The following is a 19,482-nucleotide window of genomic DNA, read 5'->3' as shown; positions in this document are numbered from 1 at the left end:
CAACAACTTTTTATATGCTTATTCTGCTTTTATCAATGCCTGAAGTTCATTCATACGTGCTTTGATCCGGTTTAAGATCTGTGCATTCTTTTCTTCCGCATTCATTGTTTCTCCTGCATGTGCCGTTACTTCCTCTGAAATTGCAGAGATTGTCTGGATAGAATCTACGATCTCCTGATTTGCATTTTTCAGTTCTAAGATACGGCTCGCAAGATGGTCGATATTGTCACGGATGGAAAACGTATTATCCTGTATCCTGTCAAAACTTTCTGCGGTACTCTTTGTCGACTCCCTTTCTTCATGGATGCCGTCGATCATCTGGTATACAACATTTACTACTTCTGTGATCGCATCGGAAACATTTTTTATCAGTTCCGTGATATGTACCGTCGCATCCTGTGTCTGTACTGCCATTCCTGAAATTTCAGAAGCAACCACAGCAAATCCTCTTCCGGCTTCTCCTGCTCTTGCCGCCTCGATGCTTGCGTTCAAAGACAACAGGCTTGTCTGTGAAGTGATACCGCTGATTACTTCTACGATTGAGTGCATCTGTTCCATATAGCCTTCAAGATTCTTTAATTTTTCTGCAACTTCTTCTCCATTTGCAACTGATGCATCTGCACGTTCTACTAATAAAAGGATATTCTTCGTTCCGTTTTCTAAGACTTCTAATGTCTTTTTCATACTCTGTGTAATGCCTTCGGCTGCCTCATCTGCCTGCTCAACTTTTGTCTGTATTGCCTCCGTCTGTTCCATCTGCCGCTGTACGGCATCTGCGGTATCGCCTGCACCTTTGGAAACTTCTTGCATTACCTCTCTTGTTGATTCTGATACTGTTGTCAGTTCTTCTAACCCCAGATCAAAATCTTTGATTCCGTTTTCTAACTCCTTTGACATATGGGAAATATCTGAAAGTACACTTTCTGTCTTCTGGTATGCGTCTTTTGCTTCATCGATCTTTTGCGTACTGTTTGCACTAGATGTCTTAGCAGAAAAATAAGAATAAAATCCAACCATCAGCATAATGACTACCTGTATGATTGCATTATCCTGACCGGAATATCCAAACTTTCCGGTCTTTGCTCCTAAAATTGCTAACAACAGACTTTCGATCACAGTTCCTGTGTTGATCATAATGATATACCGCGTATCATTATAGATCATTACCACCAGGATCATCGGTATGACAAATAGAAAAGTCATTCCATTTGATGAAGTAAATATGATAATGGAATAGAAAATAGCAAATCCGATCGCTAAAAAATGTTTGATCATATCTGTATTATGGTCTTTTTTCCAAAATATAACTTCTGCTGCTACCGGTGCAAAACCGATCAGACATAAGATTCCTACATATATGATGCTTAATTCGCCTGCTACAGCCTGCAAAATGAGAAACGTGATCATGATCCCCACATTGATGCCATGCGTCATCATGGCTATTTTATTATTCCTCTCCATCTCTGTCATTCTTTTTCTTCTCCTTTAACTGTTTTTTATCCCGATACATTTCTTTATCTGCACGTTTTAGGATATCTTCGTAAGAAGCATCTCCCTCCTGATAAGACGAATATCCGCTTGCGATCTGTAAAAACAGAGCCGCATTTTCTTTTTCATTATATTCTGCGATCTTTTTATGCATTTCTTTCTTCTTCTCAAGCAGGACTTCTTTCGAACGTGTACTGACCAATGCAATAAATTCATCTCCGCCTACCCGGTATACGTTCTGATAAACAGAATCTAAGATATCCGCCGCACCCTTGATATAACGATCCCCCATCGTATGCCCGAATGTATCATTACAGGTTTTTAAATTATTCAGATCAAGTGATACGATACTTAAAGAAGATAATTCCATTTCTTTTAAATCATGTTCCAAGGCATAACGATTCTTTTGTTTTGTCAGATTATCCAAATATGCAATCTTTTTTAACAGGGCTGATTCTTTTGCAAGTACTAACTCGTTGAGCATATCCCTGATACCTAAATATCCTGAAATGAACACATAAATGATCAGTCCGATCTTTGTAAACATCGTATACCGTTCTACATGCGTGGAACGCAGGACATAATCAATGACATTTAAAACTCCAAATATGAGCAGGACAAGTACCGTATTTCCGATAGTATGATATTTCTTCTGCTGTATGATAATATGTATGATCAATATCACCGTATCAATCCCGATCAAAATCGAAAACAGCCACACCGTTTCTGTAAAATCCTTAATCCCCAGAAAATGTAATGTCACACAGATAACTACCGCTGCCGCCGCCATGGCAAATTCAAACTTACACTGAATCTTATCATCAATGGATTCGATATATAAAATCACGATCATTAACAGCAGAAACAGTGAAAAGTAATTCAGATAATACTGCATGACTGCATTCCGGAAAATTAACTGTTCCGCAAATAATGATCCATTTGACCATAAGACGAATACAATACTCATCAGTCCAAAATAGAGATTTTTCTCTCCATGCAGATCCATCCGCCTCTGTACAACATACAGACTGCACATGATCACACCAAAAATGAGTATGAACAGATTTGTTATCAAATTGGGCATTTCTTTATTCAGAAAAGATACTACCAGATCCCATGTATTCCCTGCCATGAACTGATATGTATCAGAATACTTATGCGGATATACCGTCTTGATACGGATTGTAAGTTTTTCTCCTAACGTATCTTCTGGTATTTCAATAAAATGATAATACGATCCCGGTGAATTACCGACCAGCGGTTTTTCTCCAAAGTGATACAGGAACCGGCTGTCAGTTTTCGCATCTACATAAGAATCAAATGTATGAAATACAACCGTCTTTCCTGCCATTTCTTCTGTGACCGTATGTGATGCGGTCACTGTCTGATCTTCTTTTAAGGTCTGGTATGAAAAATCATCTACCACCCGATACTGATATTTGATCGAATGGTGCTGTTCATAAATACCAGACACAATTAAAACTGCCAGAAAGGCAGCACACATACACCAGAAAATCACTTTTCTAACAGAGTATCTGGTATTTTTCATCTATAACCTCCATTGTCTGGTTCTCCCCATCTATACAAGTACTTCTATATGCCCATTATAGACCATTTTTCTATTTATATCCACTGTTTTAATACATCGAGTACAATTTCCATTCGGATCGGTTTTGCTATATAATCGTTCATGCCGGATTCTAATGCCAGTTTACGGTCTTCCTCAAACGCATTTGCGGTCATTGCAATGATTGGGATCGATGCATAGGCATCATCAGCTTTTCGGATTGCTCTTGCTGCCTGATATCCGTCCATCTGCGGCATCTGTATGTCCATTAAGATTGCTGCATAATAACCGGCTTCTTTCTGATGCAGCATTTCAATACACATTTTTCCATCTTCTGCATGATCGACAGATAATCCGCTCTCCTCTAATAAGGTAACTGTGATCTCCGCATTCAATGGATTGTCCTCTGCTAAAAGGATTCTCCTGCCTGCTAAATTTTCAATGCCTTCTGTAGATGATATTTCCTGCTTCTGATCACTTTCTTCCGCCCGTTTACCATCTGCAATCTCAAAAAATAATTCTACAGAGATCTTCGTACCGCATCCAACCTTACTCTCCACGTTGACCGTACCGCCCATCAATTCTACCAATGCTTTTACGATTGGCATTCCAAGTCCTGTTCCTAGCACTTTGCTCTCGGTGCTCGTCCGTTCGCGGGCAAATGGTTCAAACAGATGCGGGATAAATTCTTCACTCATGCCAATTCCCGTATCCTGAATTGTAATGCGGTACAAAGCCTTATGGTCTTTTTCACAGACTTCTGTCACATCCGCAGTAATATGGCCGCCCTCCGGTGTATACTTGACTGCATTACTCATGATATTTAAAAAGATTTCTTCTACCTTTGTCATATCAAAAACCGCATATTCATGTATCACATCTACATGATATTCGCAGGTGATATTTTTCTGTCTGCTCGTTGTTTCAAATACAGCATCGATCGTCCTGATCAGTTCTTTTACACTTTCTGTGTCTTCATTCAGGCTTTCTTTTCCGTTTTCAATCCTTGACATTTCTAAGACATGATTGATGATCGATAATAAGATATTGCTGGATAACTGTATTTTTTTTACATAATCTGTCACTTTTTTCTCATCATCGGAATGTCGTTCTAACAGCTCCGTAAATCCGATGACTGCATTGATCGGTGTCCGGAGATCATGACTCATATTAAATAAAAACCTTGATTTTACCTCATTTGCTTCCTGTATCTCCTTTGCAGCACGCATCATTTCTTCATGGTGGGCAAATTCTTCCTGCCGGTGTATTGCATATTGTAAAAAGAGCACTGCAAAAAAAAGCGATAACAAAATACAGATCATGCTGTTGACCAGAAATTCTGTTGTTGAAAACCATCCATTGACTGGTTCTATTTCCACATACCATGTATCATTTCTCATATCACAGGATACGAGCAGTTCATCTTTCAATCCATCATCTCCGTATTCTATTAACAGATTCTGCTTTCCTGTCCTGATATCCATATTCCAGATCCTGTAATGATAAAAAGAATCATCCAGACCATCTAAATTCAATTCTTCTATGACGGTATCCCAGTCTAATACTAAAATTGTAAATCCCCAGAATGACTTTTCGGATGCCGCACCTACCGTATAGACCGGATTGATCAGCAGCATACCGGTTCCACCCTGTATCAGTTCTAACGGACCAGCCATCACGTACTCTCCACTCTTTTTAGCAAGTGCTGCATAATCTTTCCGTGCCGGATATGTCAGGATATCCAGACCTATCGCCTGTGCATTGCTTTCTACCGGATAGACTTCTGATACGATCCCATCTTTGGCAAGTTCGATCCCACGCAGTGCACGATTGCCCTTGATGATAAAATCTGCGAGCGTTTCGAACTTCACCATATTCATATTTTCATCGGATTCTACAATCTGCTTTAGCAATACAGATTTCGTCTGATACTGGTTTAAATATGTTTCGATCCGCTGCACCATTGTTTCTGCTGTATAGGTTGCTTTTGCTTCTTTTGTCTGTTTTTGTAATTGCATCTGCCAATGGACAAAACTGTTTAATATCAGAAAACTGATAACAAATACCAGCATCGTATATCGATATATTTTTCCTGTGTATTTCTTATTCTTTTTCGTCTTATGCATATTTTCCCTCTGTAAAGTTTCCTTTTATATGTTCTTTTATTGTATCATAGCAGTAATTTTATGCAAAGCAATTCTTACTCGTTTCTATTTATTTTATCATAAAAATCTGCCTGCCCGATCGGAAAACCGATAGAGTAAGCAGATTGATTCATATTACAATTTTCAAAGTTATCCGCAAGACAGCAAAACCGTACGATCTATCGTACGGTTTTGCTGATATATGGATGTGATCCTGAATGTTACATTATTTGTACATATTCGTTGACAGATATTTGAATGCATTATCTGCTAAGATCACAACGATATTCTTGCCTGCTGCCTCCGGTCTTTTTGCGATCTGTGTTGCAGTCCAGAGAGCCGCTCCTGCGGAATGTCCGACAAAGAAACCTTCTTCCCTGACTAATTTTCTTCCTGTTTCATAGGCATCTTCTGCAATGACATCGATGCATTCATCATAATATGCATTAAACTGGCTAAAAAGTGTCGGCACTTTATCATCCGGTACACCATTGAATTTTAAAACACCATCTAATGTATTCCGGTCTGGGAAATTCGGATTCTTTAACGACTGATCTGCAGGCTGTGCTCCAATGATCTTTACATCTGGATTTTTTGTACGCAGATATGCAGACAATCCGGCTAATGTTCCACCTGTTCCAACTAACTGTACTACATAGTCCACTTTTCCATCGGTATCCCGCCAGATCTCCGGACCTGTACCGTTGATATGTGCTCTTGCATTTGCAGGATTTGAGCACTGGTCAATATAAAACCAGCCCTTAGACTCTGCAAAGCTGTTCATAATATCCCCCAGTCTTGCTAAAGAAAGACCTGTCTTTAACATTTCTGCAAATCCCGGTACATCTGTCACCTGTAATAATTCTGCTCCTAAGGCTTTTAAGATCTGTGAACGCTCCACAGATACCTGTGGCTGGATCACAGCTACATATTTATAACCTTTGGCATTTGCATACGTTGCCGTTGCAATTCCCGTATTTCCGCTTGTAAAATCGACGATCGTCATGCCCGGCTTTAACTTACCTTCATATTCTGCCTCCTGGATCATGTTAATGGCGGCACGATCCTTGACACTTCCCGATGGGTTAAAATATTCAAATTTTCCTAAAATATTTGCCTGCAGTCCTTCAGATTCCTCATAACGGTGCAGTCTGACCAATGGTGTATTTCCAACTAATTCTGTGATCGAATCATATATTCTTCCCATGTCCGTTTTCCTCCTTAAAAATTGTATTCTATGATCTCAATGTAATCTTCTTTTTTGAGTGCTGCTGCTAACGTAAGCAGACTCCATGCATTTCCTGCTGTTCCAATGTAAAGTCCTGAATAAGTATGTACGTCCTGCGGGATTGTTCTCCACCAGTTTCCTAACCATCTTCTGGTATTGCTCAATTTATAGATATCTTTAGCATCATCATCGACCTGTGACTGTCCGATGATCGTTCTGGCTGTCCGTTTTGCATAATTTAAAAACTCTTCCTCACCGGTCAGTTTATAGACAGAGATAAAATGCTCTAACAATCCCGGTGTTCCGCAGCAAAGTGCCTGACTTCTCCAATATCCTCTTGAATAGTTTTCCGGTGCACCTGCTTCGATGATTCCTCTCGATAATTTCTTAACCCAGTCTAAGTAATCATTTTCTTTTGTGATCTTATACAACGCTTCAAACAAAAGTGCTGTTCCGGCTGGTCCATGACAGGTACTTAAATAATAAAACTCTGTAGAAGGTCCGCGTTTTTCACTGTCTAAATACGGTACAAGCACAGCATAATCATCACCAACTGCGATTCCTTTGATATATTCCGCTGCCTCTTTGGCAGCCTGTAAAAACTTTTCATCTTTTGTTTCCTGATATAAAATTGTAAAGATCCATGCCACACCGGATGTTCCATGTGCTAAATTCACCCAGAATACATCTTCCGGAAAATCAATGATGGAAAGATCTACGACATTCCAGTAGGTTCCACCGTTCTTTGCCGGTTTTCCTTTTGAAAGAATATATTCACCTAGTGCTTTTGCTGCATTGATATATTTTTCATCTTTTGTGACCTCATAAACAGATACGAGATAAGTAACAAATCCGGCATCACCACAGAGATCATTCTGTTCACTGAAATAAATTCCCTCCGGTGCCTTCTTTGCAACTGATAAAAGATCATCAGCTACTTTGATGGCATAGGTCTTATAAGTTTCATCACCTGTGATCTCATATAATTTTAAGACGAGATAGGCACTTCCTGTTGGTCCATTATAATAACCTGCTGTCCATCCCGGCATATTCTTTACATGCACTAATTTATCTTCTACCCCTTTGATATTCAAAGCCTTTTCATAAAATGCCACACCCTCATCTGTTGCAATGATATCCGCAGCCGCTTCTTTTGCTTCTGTTAAATATTCCTCTTTTTTTGTTGCCTGATATAATCTTAAGTAAAACAGTCCGATACCGGCAGAGCCTCCGTAAAGAGCCTTTTCTGTGAGCATTGGATAATCAGAAAAATCCTCTGTAGAATCCGGACTCTGAATCCATCTCTTTCCATGCTCTGTCTTTCTTTCCACTGACTTCAGCCAGCCTGCTGTTTCTTCTGCTATCTCAATATAATCATCAATCTGGTAATGTTTAAATAAAATATTACTTGCCACCTCTATTTCCTCCTTTTCATATCTTTTTAGTAGGTTATAAAAAGATTATATACCACACTTCCTAAAAATGCTAATTCCTATTTTCTATGATTAGTTATAAATAAAAACTATATCAGAATATTGCCATAACAAATATATGATGGTATAATCGTTTCCGCATGAAATATCGATTCCGCAGTATTCTATGGCACAATACGGCAATAAAGCATACTGTAATACCAGATGATACTGTACGGAATCCTTACAGCAGAAAAAGAAAAGCGAGGTTATCACAATGAATTTTATCAAAAAAAATTTTTTCGGAATTTTTGTCTGCTTTCTGATCGCCATTCCTGCATGGCTGCTTGGAAAAGCATTTCCGGTGATCGGTGGACCGGTCATTGCTATTCTTGCCGGAATGGTCATCACCTTATTCTGGCATGAAAAAGGCAGTGCAGAATCCGGTATCAAATGGACTTCAAAGATCATTTTACAGACTGCCGTTGTACTTTTAGGATTTGGCATGAATCTTGGCGTGATCTTACAGACTGGAAAACAGTCACTTCCTATTATAATATGTACGATCAGTACCTCACTGATCATTGCCTTTATCTTACACAAGGTATTACATATCCCATCAAATACAGCTACCCTTGTCGGAGTCGGTTCTTCTATCTGCGGCGGCTCTGCGATCGCAGCTACCGCACCTGTCATTGATGCAGATGATACAGAAGTCGCTCAGGCAATTTCCGTTATCTTTTTATTCAATGTTATTGCAGCAATCTGTTTCCCATTGCTCGGCAGTGCCATGCATTTTGACACAACAAGCGGAGAAGCTTTCGGTATTTTTGCCGGAACTGCGATCAATGATACTTCTTCCGTTACTGCTGCCGCATCCACCTGGGACAGTATGTGGAATTTAGGAAGCGAAACCTTAAATACCGCTGTCACTGTCAAGCTGACACGTACTCTTGCGATCATTCCGATCACCTTAGTCCTTTCACTGATCCGTGCAAAAAAGACATCTGCTGACGGTTCACAGGAGAGCAGTTTCAGCATCAAGCGTGCATTTCCGATGTTCATCCTCTATTTCATCATTGCCGCAGTGATCACAACAATCTGTATCCAGTTTGGTATAGATGCCGGCGTATTTGCGCCATTAAAAGAATTGTCCAAATTCTTCATCATTATGGCAATGGCTGCGATCGGACTGAACAGCAATGTCGTAAAACTGGTGAAATCAGGCGGCAAGCCAATCCTGCTCGGTGCCTGCTGCTGGGCTGGAATTACGGTTGTCAGTCTTTTGATGCAGCATGTTATGCATATCTGGTAAACTGGCAAAATAAAAAAAGACCGGATGAAAACAGGTATTGTTCCTGTGTTTCATTCGATCTTTTTTATTACCAGCACTTACTGCATTTTCCAAGTCCCTGACGGATCGCTTCCGCCTCTGTGATCTGCGTTGCCTTATTCGGATTCATTCTTCCACAGTTATTGATACTGTGGTATTTATCCCCTGTTGCTGATTTATAGACCATCAGTGTATCCGAACCACCCGACGGATTCTGTGCCGAAGTTCCGCTATTGTCAGATGTCTGACCATTATCTGCTGTCTGATCTGTACTTCCAGATGACTTACTGCTCTCGTCTGCCTGATCTGCGTTGCTGTCAGAAGCCGCATTACTATCTGATTTTGCACCTTTGTAAGATGCAGCCGCTGTATCTACAGATGCGTCTGCTGCAGCATCATTCTGTGCCGCAACGTCCCCTCCTGCCAGACTGCTGTCACCAGTTGCATAATCAATCGCTACATTCGGCTGTACATTGTAGCAATAGACATTAAACAGAATCCCTTCTCCGTTATCCTCTACCGATTCAGCTTCAATCTGGACACCACTTGCAAGAAGATTATCTCCATCAAATACCGGTGTCACACGATACATAACATGATGATTGGTTTCTTTTACATAATCAGCTACCATATTTTCAAACGGCAGCATACCATCTACATTCAGATATCTCGTTCCGGTGATCAGATTTTTTACATTCGCATTTTCACCGGAAAGCTGATAGCCGATCAGATGACATCTGTTATATAAATATTTTCCATCTACCGTATCATATTTGACCGTATGCCATCCAGTCGGTTTTACAGAACCGATACTGCCACGTTCTTCTGTCGGCATAAGATCCGTTCCAATACATGCATAAACAACACCACAGCGCCCAAGGCTGTCCAAATCGCTGTAATACTCATAAGAAGAAGTGCTCAGATCCGTTTCTAAAAACTGTGGAACATTATCATTGACTGCCACATATGGACTACCGTTATAAGCCGGTATATCCGCTACAGAAACCGTCACTTCCGTCGATGGCATCGTCTGTTTGAGGGCACTTCCCTTAGCCGCAGTTCCTGCCGTATCGATCTCCGTTGCCTCTGATTCTTGTTCTGTCTCAGTTTCCTGAACTTCGGTTTCTAGTCTTCGCTCAGTTTCCTCTGTCATACTACGCTCTGTCGATACAGATGCACCTTGATCTACCACACCCCTCTGGCTGCCGCATCCCATCGGTACCAGACCACAAAACAGTACAAACAGAAAACTGATCATCAGTGTCTTAAAATGTTTCGTTTTCATGCTCCTATTCATTCACCCATTCCTCCCTTGTGATATTTTTATGTGAATTGCCTTCAAACTCCGTAGAAGTCAAAAGTTTCCACCTGCCATCGGTCAGATTTATATCAAAATAAGTATCTGCCGGATAGCTTCTGCCCCATCTTATGAGTATAATCTTTGTTATTTTATCTTCATACTGCTTCACAGAACAGTTTTCCACAAAACAGTAATCTTCTTCTTCTGCTTTCTCTAAAAAATCTTCATCAACAATGATCTGTTCTGCTGCCGGATCATCAAACTGTTTCTTCGTATACGGATTCATCCATAGTCTGCCTGTTTTCGTTTCGTTTAAGATCATTTTCCTGACTGCTTTATCCTGACTTTGCCTGCGGTGGTTAAATGCCATTCCCATATGGTCATCAACGGCTGCGTATATTACCATTTTATCCTCTCCTTTGGCTGTGTAGATCGTCTGCTCTTTTACATTATACCTATTGTTGTTTGAAAAGACTATAGGTATCTTTGCCTGAGTTTCCATCTTTTTATCCACAAATGCTACTGTTCACACCTAACAGTGTGACCAGCAACGATTACAGCCCATCCCTCTATAGTTCTTGTTGTATACCCTCTGCTATGGTATAACATAAACTCATGTGTGACTGCAATAATATAATTTCCAATAGGATTCACAAATAAACGAACATGAACTTACATCTTCCGGCATAACTACTGTACCAATCTCTGTTATCGTGTTCCAGAGATCAGCATTAAAAAGATTGCTCAACTAATGGGGGATACTGAAAAAATGGTGCTGAATGTTTATAATCATATCATCGAAGAAAAAGAAAATCCTGCATCTGTCATAAATGACATTTTAGCCATGTAATTTGCGGACACGATGCGGACATTAGGGTCAAAATACTCCCTTGCGGACACGATGCGGACATTAAAAACCAACTACTTTTGCTTACATCCCACTACATAGAAAAACAGCGGAAACCATTGATTTTACTAGGGTTTCCGCTGTTTTTAGTTAATGAGACATCGGGGATTCGAACCCCGGACAACTTGATTAAAAGTCAAGTGCTCTACCAACTGAGCTAATATCCCATATCATCTATATAAATTTAAGAATGACCAAAACTGGGCTAACCAGATTCGAACTGGTGAATGCAGGAGTCAAAGTCCTGTGCCTTACCGCTTGGCGATAGCCCAATAACTTGTACTTCTGCCTTTCGCAAAAGCGAGGGTGGATACAGGGATTCGAACCCTGGGCCTCCAGAGCCACAATCTGGCGCGCTAACCAACTGCGCTATACCCACCATATGCAGTTACCTGCTTCTTTTTTACAAAAGAAATGTGCTCGAAGGGATTCGAACCCCCGACCCACGGCTTAGAAGGCCGTTGCTCTATCCAGCTGAGCTACGAACACACATGCCTTAGTTAGGCAAAGCGGGTGATGGGAATCGAACCCACGTATCTAGCTTGGAAGGCTAGTGTTCTACCATTGAACTACACCCGCATAAAAGTCGGGGTGACAGGATTCGAACCTGCGACCTCCTGGTCCCAAACCAGGCGCTCTAGCCAAGCTGAGCCACACCCCGAAGGTTGTTATTTAATTTTTTATTTTCGCTTCATCTCTGACGCAAGTAGTATTATATATTAGTCTAATCATAAAGTCAACACCTTTTTTCAAATTTTTTTAAAATTTTTCTATTTTCGTATTTTTTTGTATTTTACTGACATTTACAAATATTCAATCCGAAAATGTGCATCCCCTTTACTGTCTGTTTCCATCATAATATAAGAAGGACGTTTGCCCTCCTGTCTTGGATAAGACAGACTGCCCGGATTTAACGCAATAACATTTTTTCCATAGTCAATCAGCGGGCGATGTGTATGCCCAAACATGACAATATCGCATCCCCTGCCTTCTGCTTCTTTTTTAATATCTTCGATTCCGGTATTGACATAATAATAATGACCATGTGTGATCAACACCTTATATTTTCCGACCTGAATGATCATTTCCGGTGGAAGGCTTGAAAAAAAATCACTGTTTCCTGATACGATTTCTAACGGACATTCCACTAATGCTGCAATATAATCTTCACAGCCTTCTGCATCTCCTAAATGAATGACCATATCCAGCGGACGTTCTCTTTCTAACACCGTTTCTAAATTCTTATGCTTTCTGTGTGTATCACTGATAATCAAAACTCTCATGCACGCACTCCCTGTCAGATTCTTTTTTCTAATTCACCCCTGATAGCTCTCAATGCCTTACCTCTGTGACTAAGTGCATTTTTCTGCTCACTTGTCAGTTCTGCTGTAGAACAGTTATATTCATCTATATAGAAAATAGGATCATATCCAAAACCATTTTCTCCCGCTGGTTTTTCACCGATATATCCTTCAATCGTTTCACGTCTGACACAGGTTTCTCCGTCTGGAAAAACAGCAGCGACTGCACATACAAAACGTGCGGTACGCTGTTCTTTTGGCACACCTTTCAGGCGGTCTAATAATGCCTGATTTTTAATCTCATAAGAGGTATCCTCTCCCATATAACGGGCTGAATATACACCCGGCTCTTTATTCAGATAATCAATCTCAAGTCCTGAATCATCTGCTACTACGATCGCATCTGTATATTTTGCTACTTCTTTTGCCTTGATCATTGCATTATCTTCAAATGTTTCACCGTCTTCTACGATATCACAGGAAATTCCTGCTTCTTTCATAGAAAGGATCTCTACATCTAATCCATCTAAAATCTGACGGATCTCACGCATTTTATTCTGATTCCCGGTTGCAAAAATAATTTTTTTCTTCATTCTTTTATCCTCTGATTCTCTTAATAACCTTCTGCAAATGCACGCATGATCGCATTGTAAACGCCCTGAGCTACTTTCATCTGGTATTCTTTTGAACGCAGATTATTTAACTCTGTCTGGTTCGTCATAAATCCTACTTCGATCAATGCTACCGGTGCCTCGCTCGAACGAATGATATAGATCTCGTTTCCCTCTACAAGTCCTTTGTTGGAACTTCCTGTCATCGCCGTTACTTCTTCTAAACAGATCTCAGCAAGACCTTTTGTGCCATGTTCCACATCTGCCTTTTTTTCATCATACATGACCTGCGTACCATTGATATTCGACATTCGTCCACTCTGCGTGGAATTGTTATGTATACTGATAAACAGATCCGCATCTGATTTGTTTGCCAGACCGGCACGATTTTCAAAACTCGGATTGCTGTCGTCTGTTCTGGTATAGTATACACCTATCGATTTATCCTCTGATGTATCAAAAATTTCCTTTAACTCTAAGACTATATCTAAATCAATATCTTTCTCATAGATGCCCTGTTTTGTTGCTCCCGGCGCATTTCCACCATGTCCTGCATCAATTACTACTACTTTATCATAGACTTCATGCGGTGTCAAAAAGTCAATATAAAAATAATTTTCATCATAACTTGATGATATCTCATATACTTTATCCGTAATAAATTCCACGATTCCATATCCGCTTTCGTTTTCATAACTTAAACTGTCAATATGGTCACTGCTCCCTAGCATCGGATAATCATAAAAATATTCCTCATCCGCATACGGTATCCGGATATCGATTGTCTGCGTCACATAATCTTCTGCTATTTCTAAATCCTGCCCCGCAACACCTAATGGCAGTTCTAAACGAAGCTGACTGTCAAATTCTGGTTCTTCTTCGGATTCTTCTTTTGCCTGTTTATTATTATATGCTAAAAGTTCCAGACCGGTCATATTTAACCGCTCTGCTTTCGTTTTTGTACGGTACTCCTTTACTGCTTCAAGCAGTGCCTGTGATGTACTGCTTATCTGTGAAAAAAAAGGAACAATCACACATATGCATATAGATATCAATGTGATAAATATAGCACTTTTTTTCAGGATTCTTTCTTCCAAACTAAATCCTCCAAACTAATTTTCTTTTGTATATGCTTTGATACACAGATTGCAGGATGCGGTTTCTTCCACATGATCCCATCTTCCGCCATTTGCACTGATGTATCCTTCTCCATCTGTCAGGTCGGCATTTTTCGTGGCTTCATCTGCTGCATATTCGATTGCCATCGGATGAATTGCTTCCGGCGTATTGATATATACCATAACCGCATATTTTTCTCCCTGCTCTAAGGAAATCGCCTGTTCTAACGGAATCGTATAATATCCTGCATTTTTCAAACTTCCTTCTGCAGCTAACTTCTTATGATCAAAAGATCCGGTATCTTCAAAATTTTCTACAACATAGACCCTGTATTCTGTATTCTTGCCAGTTGCATAAAATCCAACAGCCGAAAGATTCTCGTTCGTTTCCGCTGTATATACATTTGCTCCATAAACAGATGGCTTATTAAATCCGATCTGTCCAACCCAGCCACAGAGATCCGACTGATATATATGATTATAATTATCGGTGTCTTCTACTTTTGTATATACAACGTTATGACTTCCGATATTTGTATCATAATAAGAAACATAAAATACGCCCTGCTCTCCGAATGCCTCTCCCCAGCTGTTCTGGCAGATAAAGGCACCGTCACCTTCTACATTCACAGGAAAATTTTCTTTGGGATAGTTATCGTCCCAGCCGATGATCACAACCTCATGGTTTGGCTTTTCCGTTCCCATATAACAATAGGCATGTTGATCTTTATTATAAAATTCTGATGGACTGTAAATGCTCTTTAATGCACTGTACAAAGAAGTCTGCACACCTCCATACTGGAAAACTGCCTCTTTGATCTTCTCATAGTCCTTACCTTCCATCATCTGCACTTCCTGCACATGTTTCACAGCAGAAAGTCCCGCTTCTGTTTTTCCATCACCAAACGGATCATCTTTTTCTAAGACCGGTCCCTGCCATGACAGCAGGTATGCCATTCCCATGGTATATTCCCCGCCATCATTCGTATCTACCACAAAAGAATTGCTCATACTCATATGATCCGGTGAAAATTCTAATGATTCTTCCGGTAATAATGCTGATTCTAACGCACTTAATGCTGCAAATGCCCAGCAGGTTCCTGTACTTCCCTGATTTTTGATCACACCGACCCGGTCTTTTTTCCTAAGATCATAACTGACCGGAAAGATCGATGCTGTTTCAGACGTATCTACTGCAACCGCCTGATTCTTATCCATATTCCATTCATAATTATATCCGATATTTTCTGACAGTTCCCCGATACTGATGTAGTAGGTTCCGTCCTTCTCGATCATAGGTGAAGTGATCTGCCGCTTTTCATCATTTACGGAAATCTCCGGTTCATCTACACCCAAAAGCACTTCATCACTTCTCTTTTCTACTAGAAGTTCTTTTCCGTCATAAATATGGGAACTGCACTTTAAACCCTCTGTTAAAATATCTACCGGAACCATGATATTTAAACTGTCATCCATAAAAATACCGAGATCTTTATTGGTATATTCCTTATTATCAATGGCAACCGAGATTGTTTTTTCGTTTACAGTTTCTGCGATCAGCGGATTCCAGTCCTCATCTTTTAACTCTGCTCCACGAAACTGTCCTACTGTTTCATAATCTGCACCATAGTTATTAAATTTTAACAGACATGCTGCCACTGCCATGACAGCCAGTAAAATATAGCGTTTGACATGACTCATGGAAATCCCTCTATTTTCTGTTTCTCTTTGGTGGTTTTGGACCTAAGAACTGATAAAAATATGTTTTTAACATTCCATTATAGATCTTTCTATTCTTATCTGCTTTACGTCCAATATATTTTTCCGCATCTTCGTAACTTGTGATCATATATAATGACCATGCATCTAAATTCTGATATGCCATTCCGATTTCTTTATATAATACAGGTAATGCCTCTTTTTCCTCTAAACGCTCGCCATATGGTGGATTTGTAATGATAAAACCATATTTTTTCGGATGATGCAGCTCTTTTACAGGTCTTTGCTGGAAATGGATCAGTTCCTCTACTCCGGCACGTTTTGCATTCTCTCTTGCAGCCTTGATCACATCACCGTCTATATCATATCCCTGTACATCCACCTCAATATCTGTATTGACCATTTCTTCTGCTTCCATAAAACACTCCTGCCACAATTCCTTAGGGATCAGGTTGTCCCATGTTTCTGCAAGAAAATGACGTTTCATTCCTGGTGCGATATTTGCTGCGATCATAGCCGCTTCGATTGGAAATGTACCACTGCCGCAAAATGGATCAACTAATATCCTGTCTGCTTTCCATGGTGTTAATAAGATCAGTGCTGCGGCTAATGTTTCCTTTAATGGTGCCTTACTTGTCATCGTACGGTATCCACGCTTATGAAGGGACTCTCCGGTTGTGTCGATTGTCACTGTCACTTCATCTTTCATTAAAAATACACGTACCGGATAAGAAGCCCCATCTTCCGGAAACCAGTCCATATCATATTCCTGCTTCATACGTTCAACCATTGCTTTTTTTACGATGGACTGAATGTCCGATGGACTAAATAATTTACTTTTGATAGAAGATGCTTTTGTTACCCAGAATTTTCCATCTGCCGGAATATAATCTTCCCAAGGAAGTGCTTTGATTCCCTGAAACAGTTCTTCAAATGTTGTTGCATGGAATCTGCCCACTTTTAAAAGCACCCGTTCTGTTGTCCGAAGGAAAATATTTCCCCGGCAGATAGCCTCTGCATCTCCCTCAAATGTAATCCTTCCGTCTTCTACCTGTATGATCTCATAACCCATGTCATAGATTTCTCTTTTCAAAACTGACTCTAACCCAAAATGACATGGTGCAATTAGTTCAAAATTTTTCATTCTGTTCTCCAATTTCTTATATGCATTCTGATATAATCTTATCTGTTAAAAACATCAGTGTCAATCTCTTTTTCATCCATCTTGAGAAATGCCTGATACCCTCCGGTTATGGTATAGATTGCACCTTTTCTCCCTCTTAATTTTCTTGCTGCTAACAGACTTTGATTGCCATGTTCACAATACAAAATAATACTAACTCTATCCGGTAATTCCCTGCGCCAGATATCTATGTATGCCAATGGACAATTTCTTGCATTTTTAATATGTCCTTTCCGATAGTTGTCTTCATCCCGCAGATCTATCAGCCATGCCCGCTCACTACTACGGATCTCCTCTAATTCTTCCACCGCTATCATTTCAAAACCATACACAAAAGTCCTCTCCATCCTCATTTCTCCTCTTTTTTATTTCAAAAACGGATTACAAAACATCGTTTGTAATCCGCTTTCTACTAATAACTTATGCCAAATCCTTCTATTTGCTACTAATTATGGGAACAATCAGAAGCACTGTCAGAGGACTTATCCATTGCCCTGTCAGATGCTCTGTTTGCTGCCTTATTAGAAGCTTTGTTTGTTTTTGCAGAATCAGACATACTGTTTTTTCCTGCTGAATTCTGGCTGTAACTCTTTAAGTTATAGCTGTTAGAACTTTTGTTTGTACTATTGTTTGCCATTACGATTTACCTCCTAAACATTCATTGCTCTCTTATTATCTGATGTCCATAGGTAAAATATGCGATTTATTTACGATTCCCATAAAATAACAAATATAATAATACTGCTGCTAATAAAAGTGGTATCAGGATTGGAATTAAAACTGCTGCGATCTTTGCAAGCAATACTAAAAGAAATACCATAATGATGCCAAGCAGTAAATATCCATACCATGAATTGATCTTGAATTTTCCATAACGGATATCCCAGCCGGTCTGCTCATCATAATTTATATGAAAACCTTTCTGATCATCCGACTCCTGTTGTTCTTTTTCATATTCAAATGCCCTCTGATTTCCTGTCTGACTCGATGTTTCTATGATTGTTTTTGCGATCAGTCTTGGATTTCCCAGTTCCGTAATGACCTGTTCCTGTGTTTTTCCTTTTCGTGATTCTTCCATAATATAATTTTCATAATACCGTAACTGTTCATTGACTTCACTCTGGGGAATCTGTCCCTCTAATGCAATCCGAAGTTCTTTTAAAAACATCTCTCTTGTCATTATTTCCTCCAAATTAAAATAAATGTACCTGTTCAAAGAAATTTTTGTATACAAAAATCACGAAAATTCTGCATTTTGCAAAACTTTCGTGATCTACTAACGTGCGTGAGAGGATTCGAACCCCCGACACCTTGGTCCGTAGCCAAGTGCTCTATCCAGCTGAGCTACACACACATATGGGTAAATGCCGGCGACCGGAATCGAACCGGTACGATGTCGCCACCACAGGATTTTAAGTCCTGCGCGTCTGCCAGTTCCGCCACGCCGGCATAAATGGGACCTACAGGGCTCGAACCTGTGACCCTCTGCTTGTAAGGCAGATGCTCTCCCAGCTGAGCTAAGATCCCATAACGACCCAAGCGGGACTCGAACCCGCGACCTCCGCCGTGACAGGGCGGCGCTCTAACCAACTGAGCCATTGGGCCAAAATACTTGATAAAAATGGACCTTCGGGGACTCGAACCCAGGACCGACCGGTTATGAGCCGGTTGCTCTAACCAACTGAGCTAAAGGTCCATATGAAGCCGATGATCGGACTCGAACCGATAACCTGCTGATTACAAATCAGCTGCTCTGCCAATTGAGCCACATCGGCATATGCAATCCCTTAGGACCAAGTGACTCCAACGGGAATCGAACCCGTGTTACCGCCGTGAAAGGGCGATGTCTTAACCGCTTGACCATGGAGCCAAAGAAACTCCCCGAGTAGGACTCGAACCTACGACAGCGCGGTTAACAGCCGCGTGCTCTACCAACTGAGCTATCGAGGAATATCAAGTATAAATATATACCTTCAAAACTTCATACAGATTTATCCGATCTTTTGGTCAAGCCCTCGACCGATTAGTAACAGTCAGCTCCATGCATTGCTACACTTCCACCTCTGCCCTATCTACCTTGTAGTCTTCAAGGGGTCTTACAGTTTATAACTGGGATATCTCATCTTAAGGGGGGCTTCACGCTTAGATGCCTTCAGCGTTTATCCCTTCCA

16 protein-coding genes, 14 tRNA genes and 1 rRNA gene are annotated in these 19,482 nt (G+C 40.4%); 1 reads left to right on the top strand and 30 read right to left on the bottom strand.

The window, feature by feature from the left end; all coding sequences use genetic code 11:
• Positions 1–18: 18 nt before the first annotated feature.
• The 5 genes from H8S17_RS10730 to H8S17_RS10710 all read right to left on the bottom strand — a co-directional run bounded on the left by H8S17_RS10730 (position 19) and on the right by H8S17_RS10710 (position 7,842).
• Positions 19–1,470: a methyl-accepting chemotaxis protein gene (locus H8S17_RS10730; protein ID WP_243238062.1), complete on the bottom strand. Its 1,452-nt coding sequence runs from the start codon at positions 1,468–1,470 to the stop codon at positions 19–21.
• The gene (locus tag H8S17_RS10725; protein ID WP_186867302.1) at positions 1,448–3,037 is read right to left on the bottom strand and encodes a GGDEF domain-containing protein; all 1,590 of its coding nucleotides are present in this window, start codon (positions 3,035–3,037) and stop codon (positions 1,448–1,450) included. The genes H8S17_RS10730 and H8S17_RS10725 overlap by 23 nt, the downstream gene beginning before the upstream one ends.
• A gap of 74 nt (positions 3,038–3,111) precedes the next feature.
• Entirely contained in the window at positions 3,112–5,181 is a 2,070-nt protein-coding gene (locus H8S17_RS10720) for an ATP-binding protein (protein WP_186867301.1), read from the bottom strand.
• Positions 5,182–5,425: 244 nt separating this feature from the next.
• A complete protein-coding gene (locus tag H8S17_RS10715; protein WP_186867300.1) occupies positions 5,426–6,406 on the bottom strand; it encodes a PLP-dependent cysteine synthase family protein in 981 nt (326 codons plus the stop codon).
• A 14-nt stretch (positions 6,407–6,420) separates the two neighbouring features.
• Positions 6,421–7,842, bottom strand: a complete 1,422-nt coding sequence (locus tag H8S17_RS10710; protein ID WP_186867299.1) for a lanthionine synthetase LanC family protein — start codon at positions 7,840–7,842, stop codon at positions 6,421–6,423.
• A 274-nt stretch (positions 7,843–8,116) separates the two neighbouring features.
• Between H8S17_RS10710 and H8S17_RS10705 the strand changes: the two genes are divergently transcribed.
• Entirely contained in the window at positions 8,117–9,154 is a 1,038-nt protein-coding gene (locus H8S17_RS10705) for a YeiH family protein (protein ID WP_186867298.1), read from the top strand.
• A gap of 67 nt (positions 9,155–9,221) precedes the next feature.
• On the opposite strand, the gene H8S17_RS10700 is transcribed toward H8S17_RS10705, so the two are convergent.
• From H8S17_RS10700 to H8S17_RS10580, 25 genes are all read right to left on the bottom strand, one after another.
• A complete protein-coding gene (locus H8S17_RS10700) occupies positions 9,222–10,469 on the bottom strand; it encodes a DNA/RNA non-specific endonuclease (protein ID WP_243238061.1) in 1,248 nt (415 codons plus the stop codon).
• A complete protein-coding gene (locus H8S17_RS10695; protein WP_186867297.1) occupies positions 10,462–10,878 on the bottom strand; it encodes a ribonuclease Z in 417 nt (138 codons plus the stop codon). The genes H8S17_RS10700 and H8S17_RS10695 overlap by 8 nt, the downstream gene beginning before the upstream one ends.
• A gap of 595 nt (positions 10,879–11,473) precedes the next feature.
• Positions 11,474–11,546: transfer RNA gene (locus tag H8S17_RS10690), tRNA-Lys, on the bottom strand.
• A 33-nt stretch (positions 11,547–11,579) separates the two neighbouring features.
• Positions 11,580–11,651 (bottom strand) — tRNA-Gln (locus H8S17_RS10685).
• 33 nt (positions 11,652–11,684) lie between these two features.
• Positions 11,685–11,758: transfer RNA gene (locus H8S17_RS10680), tRNA-His, on the bottom strand.
• Positions 11,759–11,794: 36 nt separating this feature from the next.
• Positions 11,795–11,868 (bottom strand) — tRNA-Arg (locus H8S17_RS10675).
• Between the two features lie 19 nt (positions 11,869–11,887).
• A tRNA-Gly gene (locus H8S17_RS10670) sits at positions 11,888–11,958 on the bottom strand.
• Positions 11,959–11,965: 7 nt separating this feature from the next.
• Positions 11,966–12,040: transfer RNA gene (locus H8S17_RS10665), tRNA-Pro, on the bottom strand.
• 142 nt (positions 12,041–12,182) lie between these two features.
• A complete protein-coding gene (locus H8S17_RS10660) occupies positions 12,183–12,662 on the bottom strand; it encodes a metallophosphoesterase family protein (protein WP_186867296.1) in 480 nt (159 codons plus the stop codon).
• Between the two features lie 14 nt (positions 12,663–12,676).
• Positions 12,677–13,273 (bottom strand): XTP/dITP diphosphatase, encoded by a 597-nt coding sequence (locus H8S17_RS10655; RefSeq protein WP_178050588.1) that lies wholly within the window; start codon positions 13,271–13,273, stop codon positions 12,677–12,679.
• A 20-nt stretch (positions 13,274–13,293) separates the two neighbouring features.
• Positions 13,294–14,388, bottom strand: coding sequence for an N-acetylmuramoyl-L-alanine amidase family protein (locus tag H8S17_RS10650; protein WP_243238060.1), 1,095 nt, complete (start codon positions 14,386–14,388; stop codon positions 13,294–13,296).
• A gap of 15 nt (positions 14,389–14,403) precedes the next feature.
• On the bottom strand, positions 14,404–16,110 hold the full coding sequence (locus H8S17_RS10645; protein ID WP_186867295.1) for a lectin like domain-containing protein: 1,707 nt from the start codon (positions 16,108–16,110) through the stop codon (positions 14,404–14,406).
• 10 nt (positions 16,111–16,120) lie between these two features.
• Positions 16,121–17,272, bottom strand: coding sequence for a THUMP domain-containing class I SAM-dependent RNA methyltransferase (locus H8S17_RS10640; RefSeq protein WP_186867294.1), 1,152 nt, complete (start codon positions 17,270–17,272; stop codon positions 16,121–16,123).
• A gap of 38 nt (positions 17,273–17,310) precedes the next feature.
• Positions 17,311–17,658, bottom strand: a complete 348-nt coding sequence (locus tag H8S17_RS10635; RefSeq protein WP_243238059.1) for a rhodanese-like domain-containing protein — start codon at positions 17,656–17,658, stop codon at positions 17,311–17,313.
• 98 nt (positions 17,659–17,756) lie between these two features.
• Positions 17,757–17,948, bottom strand: coding sequence for a hypothetical protein (locus H8S17_RS10630; RefSeq protein ID WP_186867293.1), 192 nt, complete (start codon positions 17,946–17,948; stop codon positions 17,757–17,759).
• Positions 17,949–18,014: 66 nt separating this feature from the next.
• Positions 18,015–18,491 carry a DUF1700 domain-containing protein gene (locus H8S17_RS10625; protein ID WP_186867292.1) on the bottom strand — a complete coding sequence of 159 codons (477 nt, stop codon included), beginning with the start codon at positions 18,489–18,491 and terminating at the stop codon, positions 18,015–18,017.
• A gap of 100 nt (positions 18,492–18,591) precedes the next feature.
• Positions 18,592–18,665 (bottom strand) — tRNA-Arg (locus tag H8S17_RS10620).
• Between the two features lie 11 nt (positions 18,666–18,676).
• Positions 18,677–18,760: transfer RNA gene (locus H8S17_RS10615), tRNA-Leu, on the bottom strand.
• Positions 18,761–18,765: 5 nt separating this feature from the next.
• A tRNA-Val gene (locus H8S17_RS10610) sits at positions 18,766–18,838 on the bottom strand.
• Between the two features lie 4 nt (positions 18,839–18,842).
• A tRNA-Asp gene (locus H8S17_RS10605) sits at positions 18,843–18,916 on the bottom strand.
• A gap of 17 nt (positions 18,917–18,933) precedes the next feature.
• Positions 18,934–19,007, bottom strand: a tRNA-Ile gene (locus H8S17_RS10600).
• Positions 19,008–19,013: 6 nt separating this feature from the next.
• Positions 19,014–19,086: transfer RNA gene (locus H8S17_RS10595), tRNA-Thr, on the bottom strand.
• A gap of 23 nt (positions 19,087–19,109) precedes the next feature.
• Positions 19,110–19,181: transfer RNA gene (locus H8S17_RS10590), tRNA-Glu, on the bottom strand.
• 7 nt (positions 19,182–19,188) lie between these two features.
• A tRNA-Asn gene (locus H8S17_RS10585) sits at positions 19,189–19,261 on the bottom strand.
• A 53-nt stretch (positions 19,262–19,314) separates the two neighbouring features.
• Positions 19,315–19,482 (bottom strand): 23S ribosomal RNA (locus tag H8S17_RS10580); the annotation flags it as partial.

Origin of the sequence: Roseburia zhanii (assembly GCF_014287635.1) — a bacterium.
Lineage (GTDB): Bacteria > Bacillota > Clostridia > Lachnospirales > Lachnospiraceae > Roseburia_B > Roseburia_B zhanii.
The sequence above is the reverse complement of the archived record's forward strand: the minus strand, read 5'-3'. Positions and strand labels throughout refer to the sequence as shown.